This is a genomic window from Nocardiopsis sp. TNDT3 (assembly GCF_003427465.1).
Lineage (GTDB): Bacteria > Actinomycetota > Actinomycetes > Streptosporangiales > Streptosporangiaceae > Nocardiopsis > Nocardiopsis dassonvillei.
Window position 1 is genome coordinate 1 of record NZ_QPFC01000449.1, and the last position, 7254, is coordinate 7254.

Sequence of the window (7254 nt, forward strand, 5' to 3'; positions counted from 1 at the left end):
GGGCGGCTGCCAGCCGGTGGGCGGCATGCCTGCGGGGGGAGGGCCCATGGGCGGCTGGTCGCGGTCCGCGGACCCGTCACCGGGACCGTGCGGGGGCTGGCTCATGGCGGGGCCTGGCTTTCTGCTGCGGGCGTCGGCTGGGCGCCGGTGCCGGGTGGCGCCGTGCGGGAGGCGGCGGTGGCGCGCCGCCGCCTCCTAGTGTGGGGGACATGGCACGACTGCTCATCGTTCACCACACGGTCTCGCCCGCGACCCGGCAGTTGCTGGAGGCGGTCCTGGAGGGCGCCCGCGACGACGACATCGAGGGGGTCGAGGTGCGTGCGGAGGCGGCGCTGTCGGCCACGGCCAGCGACCTGCTCGGCGCCGACGCCGTCGTCCTGGGGACCCCGGCCAACATCGGGTACATGTCGGGCGCCCTCAAGGTCTTCTTCGACACGGTCTTCTACCCCGCCCAGGGGGCGACCGAGGGACTGCCCTACGCGCTGTACGTGCACGGGGACGACGACGCCTCCGGCGCGGTCCGGTCGGTCGAGTCGATCGCCAAGGGCATGGGGTGGCGGCGGCACCGCCCGCCGGTCACCGTGACCGGCCGCCCGGCGGCCCGGGACCGCGAGGCCTGCTGGGAGCTGGGCGCCGTCACCGCCCTCGCCGCCCTGGAGCGCGCCTGAGCGGGCCCGCCGCGGGAACCGGGGCCGGTGGGATCCGACGCGGCACACGGCCCGCGGGCGGTTCCGCGGACCCGCCGCCACGGGGGCGGGCGAGCGGTCGGGAAGCCGGAAAAGGGCGGGAAAGTCTGGGTAAGGGGTTGGCTGGGCCGGTGTCGGATGCGGCGTGGCGGTTTCTCCGACTTCGACCGGCAGGTCAGGATGGGCCCAGGTCGTCGGGGAACGCGGGGAAGCGCACCCTTGCCCCGTCCGGCGCCGCAGACCTTCCGTCCGCCTCTCCACCCGCGACCGCCGTCCCCGGACGGGACCGGGCCCCCGACCAGCCCCTCCCCAGACACACCGCGTGGCCGCCCACTGGCCCAAGTCCTCAGGCCGCGCGGTGTTTTCTCGCCGAGGCGGCGCCGGTCCGCGGACCGGCGTCAGTAGCCCCGCCAGGCCCCCTGGTGGTAGCCGATGATCCTCGGGTGCATGAGGGTCGACTCCTCCACGTCCTCCTCGCGGCGGTCCTTGGGGAAGACCTGCGCGGCCTCCAGCAGGGCCGGGTCGAGGAAGCTCAGCGGCGGCGCGTCGTCGGGGACGCGCAGCTCGGGCGCGGACCCGGATGAGGTGAGGTAGAAACCCCAGTTGCCGAAGCTCGGCACGTCCACGTTGTAGGGGGTGGCCGCCAGGTCCGCCGCCTCCAGGGAGTCGCCCACGCCCCAGTAGGCCTCCGGAGCGAAGAAGGGGGAACCCGCCTGCACGACCATGCGGCCCTCCTCGGACAGGGCGTGGCGCAGGAGCGCGTAGAACTCCACCGAGTAGAGCTTGGCGGTGCCCACGGAGTCCCCGTCCGGGAGGTCGGCGATGATGACGTCGAACTCCTCGCGGTTCTCGCGCAGCCACTGGAAGGCGTCGGCGTTGACCACGTCCACGCGCGGGTCCTCGAGGGAGTCCCCGTTGAGGTCGCTGATCACCGGGTCGGTCGAGGCCAGCTCGATCACGGCCGGGTCCAGGTCCACGAGGGTGGCCGAGGCCACGTCGTCGTAGGCCAGGATCTCGCGCAGGGCCAGGCCGTCGCCGCCGCCCAGCACCAGCACGTCCTCGTGCGGTCCCGCCATCGCCGGGTGCACCAGCGACTCGTGGTAGCGGTACTCGTCCAGGCTGGAGAACTGGAGGCTCCCGTTGAGGAACAGGCGCACGTCCTGGCCGTCCAGGGACCGGGTGAGCACGATCTCCTGGTACTCCGAGCGCTCGGCGTGCACGATCGGGTCCCGGTACAGCGCCTGGCGCGCGTCCACCTCGAACTGGTCGGCGTAGGCGTAGGCCAGGCCGAGCACCGCGATGATGAACGCCAGGCCCAGGCTCAGGCCCGCGTAGGCCCGCCGGGTCAGCTCCGCGCGGAACAGCCACAGCACCACCGCCACGCCGACGACGGCGTTGAGCGCGCCCACCATCAGCGCGCCCTTGGGCAGGCCCAGCAGCGGGAGCAGCAGGAACGGGAAGGCCAGGCCGCCGATCAGGCCGCCCACGTAGTCGGCGGCGAACAGGTCGGCGACCGCGTCGGAGGCCTCCTGCCTGCGGATGCGCTGGATCAGCGTCATCAGCAGCGGGATCTCCATGCCGATGAGGAGCCCGATGGCGAACGACAGCACCACCAGGGCGGGCTGGTAGGCGGAGAACCAGGCGAACGCCCCGTACAGCAGCAGCACGGACAGTCCGCCGACCAGCGAGAGCAGGCCCTCGATCACCGCGAAGGCCGCGGCGGGGTGCGCCTGGAAGCGCTTGGACAACAGGGAGCCCACGCCCATCGCGAACACCATCACCGACAGGACCACGGAGGCCTGGGTGATGCTGTCGCCCAGCAGGTAGCTGCCGATGGCGACCAGCGCGAGCTCGTACACCAGGCCGCAGGCGGCGCAGACGAACACCGCCAACAACACGAGGAACCGGGCCGCCCTGGCGGATACCGGCAGTCGGGGCCGTGCGCGGACGGTGGTCTCAGTCAACGGAACTGCCTTCGTGTGGTGGTGCGGTGGTGCGGTTGCCCGGGGCAGGGGGCCGGTGGGGGGAGGGGCGTCAGGTCAGGGCCGCGGCGATGACGACCGCGATCGCCACGTGCGCGGAGGCGCTCACCCAGGTGGCCGGGTGCGGCTCGTCGTTGCTGATCATCTGGGCGATCTTGGCGGGGACGAGGAGGTCGATCAGCACGAACGACAGCGCCATCACGCCCAGGCCGATCAGGCCGTAGACGGCGGTCGAGAGCAGGCCCGCGCCCAGGCCGATCTCGGACTCGCTGGAGAGGATCGCCGAGGTGACGACGATGGCCGAGCCCAGCGTGTTCGCCGACACGAGCAGGACCGCGTTGCGGTTGCGGTTCTCCCAGATCAGCACGTGCAGCTTGCCGGGGGTGAGGAGGTCGGTGAGGAGGTAGCCCAGCACGAGGATGACGATGCCCACTCCGCCGTAGGCGAGGGCTCCGAGCGCGTTGAGGAGGATCTCGTTCATGGTCCTGTTCGCAGGTAGGGGATTTCGGTTGACGTGTTCGTGACGTGTGGGGAAGGAGACTACTTGCCGAAGCCGCTGCCGCCGCCGCGGTAGTTGCTGCCGCTGCCGTTGCTGCTGCTGCCGCCGCTGTAGCTGCTGCTGTTGTTGTCCCTGTAGCTGCTGCCGCCGCCGGTGCCCCCGCCGAAGAAGAAGAACCCTCCTCCGCCGGAGGACCCCGAGGACCCGTCGCAGTCGTCGTCGTCATAGCCCTCGATCTGGACCACGTCGTCGTCGGGGCAGTAGTTGTTGCTGTTGTTGGAGCAGGCGCTGAGCAGGATCAGGACCAGCAGGATGACGCCGATCACGACGAACACCGTGATGATGACGTTCCTGTTGCCGTTGTCCGCGGGCTCCTCGTATGCCTTCATGGTGCGGTTCTCCCGGAAGTGGGGGGAAGGGTCACGGTCGAGGTGGTCGTCACCAGCTCGCCGCTCTGGGGGTAGGCGTGCCAGGTGCGCCAGCCGAGTGGTCCGCCGGGGACCAGGTGCAGCGCGGTGACCGCCAGCGGATCGCCGGGGAAGGCGACGAGCAGGCCGCCGGGGGAGTCGTCCACCTCCCGGTGGATCCCCTCCACCCGGCGGGCCAGCTCGGTGCGGGACAGGGACTCCACGCGCGAGCCGAAACGGTAGCCGCCCAGGTCGGGGCGGTCGGCGCTGCCGGGCAGACCGCCGGGGAGGCCGGGCAGGCAGGCCACCGTCTCCACCAGCGGCTCCTCGGGCACCAGGGCCCCGGGCGACGGCTCCGGCGTGACGACCACCTGGTGGGAGGCGCCGAGCACCCGCAGCTCGACCCGGGCCCCCGGCACCCGGACGGTGCGGGCGGCCAGGGGGTCGACCAGCGGGTGGCGCAGGGCCCAGACCAGGTCGTCGGCGCTGGTGTCGACGAAGGGGGCGCTGATGCTCGCGCGCACGTTCCGGTCAGCTCCCCGGGTAGATGGTGAAGGTGCCCGGGGCGACCTTGGTGCCCGTGCTGGCCTCCCAGCGCCCGTGGTCGAAGCGCTCGAAGGACAGCAGCCGTCCGTCGTCGGACTCGTAGTCGGCGTAGTCCAGGCCCCCGGAGGCCTTGAGCCCGGTGGTGCCCTCGGAGCGGTAGGAGCCGGTGCCCTTCTCCTGGAGCCGGTAGACGGTGCCCTCCAGCTCGATGCTCTTGCCCTGGGGGATGATGTCCAGGTCGGGGCGGCCGGTCCACAGGGCCAGCTCCACGTCGGGGTCCTCCTCCACCGAGAGCCAGCGCTTGCCGCCCTCGACCTCCAGGAAGTGCTCGGACCAGGTGAAGCCGCCCTCGGACAGGCGCAGGGTGCCGCGGATCCAGGTCCGCTCGGTGCCCCAGTCGATCATGTCGCCCGCCTTGATGGCGCGCGGGTCGCCCGCGGTGCTGTCGCCCGTGTCGGCGAAGGGGTCCCGAGGCGGCGCGGGGGGCTCGGGGGCCGTTTTCGGTTTCTTGGCGCGCTGCGCGTAGACCAGGACGCCGATCACGACGGCGACGCCGACCAGGATGAGCAGCAGCAGGAGTTCGATGGCCAATGTTCCTCGTTTCGCGGTGGGGCATGGGGGAGCGAGGCCGTGCACGTCCCCTGCCTGCGTGTTCCCCGGGGCCGGGCAATCCTACTGACGCTCTGACGCCGCATGCGAGGGGCCGGTTCCACATGTGACCAGATCAGGACACGAAAGACGCCCCGCCCGGGAACCTCTCACGGACGGTGGTCGTTGAGAACGGCCCCGTGTTCGGGAGCGCGCCTCGGCGCGCTCCCGGAACCGCCCCCGGGACACCGGCGCCCCGCGTCCGGCGGCTCGGGCCGAGGCGCCCACGCCCCGGTGCGCGGGGTTTTCAGGCCCGGGGGTCGCCGGTCTCCACAGGGAGGGTGTCGTCGCCTCCCCAACGGCTCCACGACCCCGGGTAGAGGCGGGCGCCGGAGTACCCGGCGTGCTCCAGGGCGAGCAGGTCGTGGCAGGCGGTGACCCCCGACCCGCAGTAGGCGGTGATGGTGTCGGCGGAGTCGGCGCCGAGGGCGGCGAAGCGTTCACGCAGGATTCCCGGGGCGGCCAGGAGCCCGTCATCGCCCAGGTTCGCGGTCCACTCGGCGCTGCGGGCGCCCGGCACGTGCCCCGGCCGGGCGTCGACGGGTGCGGGCCGCTCACCGGTGTAGCGTTCGCGGGCGCGGGCGTCAACCAGCAGGTGTGCCGGATCGCCCGCCTCGGCGCGGACGGTGTCGGTGTGCACGACGCGGTCGGCGGGCCAGGGCAGGGGGGTGCGGTGCACCGGCCGGGGGGTGACGTCGCCCTCCTCCAGTTCGCCGGCCCACGCCTGGAGGCCCCCGTCGAGGAAGGCCGCCGGGGTCCCCAGCACGCGCAGCATCCACACCAGGCGGGCGGCCACGGAACCGCCCGCGTCGTCGTAGACCACCACGGAGGAGTCGTCGCCGATGCCGAGGCGGCCGAGGGCGGCGGCGAAGTCGGCCGCGGAGGGCAGCGGGTGGCGTCCGCCCTCGGGGCTGGCCGGGGCGGCCAGGTCGGTGTCCAGGTCGGTGAAGACGGCGCCGGGCAGGTGTCCGGCGCGGTGGGCGTCGCGGCCGGAGCGCCCGTCGAGGTACCACCGGGAGTCGACGAGGACCACCCGGTCGCGGTGTTCGCGGAGCCAGTCGGCCGACACGGCCACCGGCAGGGTCAGGAGTTCGGACATGGGCACCACACTAGGCGTTCCGTCCCGGCAGGTGGGGAGGGGTGTGCCCGGTGTCCGCCGCCGTACCGGCCCGCGGGAGGGCGCCCGGACGCGGGACCCGGAAGCGGGCCCGGGGGCGCCGTTCAGGCGCCGCGGCCCCCGACGCCCCGGTCCATGCGGTGGACGCGCAGGATCCACCACAGGCCCAGCACCGGCAGCACCAGCGGGATGAACAGGTACCCGGCGCCGAAGTTCGACCACACCGTGTCGTCGGGGAAGACCCCCGGCAGGAGCAGGCTGACCGCGCCCACCGCCAGCACACCGACCAGTTCGACGCTGCACGAGACCAGCGCGACCCTGCGCGAGGTCCGCCCGGCCCGGGCCAGGCCCACCGCCGCCACCAGGTAGATCACCCCGGCGAGCAGCGAGAGCCCGTAGGCCAGCGGTGCCTCGTCGAACCTCGTGGCCAGCTGGTAGCCCCCGCGCGCGGTCGCGGCGAGCGCGAACACCCCGTACACGGCGACGAGCAGGCGGCCGGGGCCGGTGCGCAGGGTTCTGTCCCGGGTCGCGGCGGACTCAGACAACGGGGCTCCAGAGCTGTTCGAGGCGGACGAACAGGACGGGCAGGATCAGGCACGCGAAGGCGATCACCGCCGGGCCCCACCTGCTCCGCTCCATGAAGCCCCACACGGCGCACGCGGGCGGCAGCAGGGCGACCGTGGCCAGATAGGACACGAACATGGCCGTCTCGGCGGGCCGCTCGCCGCCGACCATGGTGACGACGGTGGCGGTCACCTGTCCGAGCACGAGCAGCCACAGGACAGCCATGCCTACCAGGTGCGGGACCACCATGGGCTGGTCGCGCAAGGTCGAGACGAGGCACCACCCGGCCAACGCCAGTGACACCATCTGAATCGTCATGGTCAGCCAGTCGACCACGCCGCCTCCGCTCGTCGTCCTCACGCCATGCCAGCGGGCTTCTACGACACAGCGTAGTACGTCGGGGTCACCGGATCGCACCGTCCCCCGGCGGCGACCGGGTCCAGGCCCGGCCGCCAGCGGAAACGTCCGATTCCGGACAGCTCTGACACGGGGCTTGCGAGGCGGCGGCACACCCGCGTCGGATATGGTCCTCGAAGCCGCATGTGTTCCAGCCGGTACACGGCTCAGGCCCGCGGCACATTCCCTCAGGCATCGTGTACGAAGACCGGAGCACCCCGTTGTCCTATCCCCAGTACCCTTCCGGCCCCCAGCAGCCTCCCCACGGTGACGGCACCGGCGGCTACCAGTCCTACGGCGGCCAGCCCGGCTACGGCGCTCCCGGCGGGGGCTACGGCGACCCGTCCGGCGGTCAGCCGCCCTACGGCGGTCCGGGCGGTCCGCCCCCCGGCCAGCCCCCCTACGGCGG

Annotated in this window: 9 protein-coding genes and 1 pseudogene; 2 read left to right on the plus strand and 8 right to left on the minus strand. The window is 72.9% G+C overall.

The genetic code is table 11. The features are described 5' to 3' along the window. Positions 1 to 209: 209 nt before the first annotated feature. Complete coding sequence (locus tag DQW06_RS11810) at positions 210 to 668, plus strand: flavodoxin family protein (protein ID WP_013156160.1); 459 nt, start codon at positions 210 to 212, stop codon at positions 666 to 668. Between the two features lie 416 nt (positions 669 to 1084). On the opposite strand, the gene DQW06_RS11815 is transcribed toward DQW06_RS11810, so the two are convergent. The 8 genes from DQW06_RS11815 to DQW06_RS11850 all read right to left on the minus strand — a co-directional run bounded on the left by DQW06_RS11815 (position 1085) and on the right by DQW06_RS11850 (position 6785). Continuing rightward, a complete protein-coding gene (locus DQW06_RS11815; RefSeq protein WP_013156161.1) occupies positions 1085 to 2650 on the minus strand; it encodes a polyamine aminopropyltransferase in 1566 nt (521 codons plus the stop codon). Between the two features lie 70 nt (positions 2651 to 2720). Further along, positions 2721 to 3149: a DUF350 domain-containing protein gene (locus DQW06_RS11820; RefSeq protein ID WP_013156162.1), complete on the minus strand. Its 429-nt coding sequence runs from the start codon at positions 3147 to 3149 to the stop codon at positions 2721 to 2723. Between the two features lie 59 nt (positions 3150 to 3208). Continuing rightward, positions 3209 to 3556: a hypothetical protein gene (locus DQW06_RS11825; RefSeq protein ID WP_013156163.1), complete on the minus strand. Its 348-nt coding sequence runs from the start codon at positions 3554 to 3556 to the stop codon at positions 3209 to 3211. Beyond that, on the minus strand, positions 3553 to 4098 hold the full coding sequence (locus DQW06_RS11830) for a DUF2617 family protein (protein WP_013156164.1): 546 nt from the start codon (positions 4096 to 4098) through the stop codon (positions 3553 to 3555). The genes DQW06_RS11825 and DQW06_RS11830 overlap by 4 nt, the downstream gene beginning before the upstream one ends. A gap of 7 nt (positions 4099 to 4105) precedes the next feature. Beyond that, the gene (locus DQW06_RS11835; RefSeq protein ID WP_013156165.1) at positions 4106 to 4711 is read right to left on the minus strand and encodes a DUF4178 domain-containing protein; all 606 of its coding nucleotides are present in this window, start codon (positions 4709 to 4711) and stop codon (positions 4106 to 4108) included. Between the two features lie 304 nt (positions 4712 to 5015). After that, on the minus strand, positions 5016 to 5867 hold the full coding sequence (locus tag DQW06_RS11840) for a sulfurtransferase (RefSeq protein ID WP_013156166.1): 852 nt from the start codon (positions 5865 to 5867) through the stop codon (positions 5016 to 5018). A 122-nt stretch (positions 5868 to 5989) separates the two neighbouring features. Further along, the gene (locus DQW06_RS11845) at positions 5990 to 6430 is read right to left on the minus strand and encodes a hypothetical protein (RefSeq protein WP_013156167.1); all 441 of its coding nucleotides are present in this window, start codon (positions 6428 to 6430) and stop codon (positions 5990 to 5992) included. Beyond that, positions 6423 to 6785, minus strand: coding sequence for a hypothetical protein (locus DQW06_RS11850; protein ID WP_013156168.1), 363 nt, complete (start codon positions 6783 to 6785; stop codon positions 6423 to 6425). The genes DQW06_RS11845 and DQW06_RS11850 overlap by 8 nt, the downstream gene beginning before the upstream one ends. Before the next feature lie 281 nt (positions 6786 to 7066). Here DQW06_RS11850 and DQW06_RS11855 point away from each other — a divergent pair. Then, positions 7067 to 7254, plus strand: a pseudogene (locus DQW06_RS11855) (hypothetical protein); the annotation flags it as partial.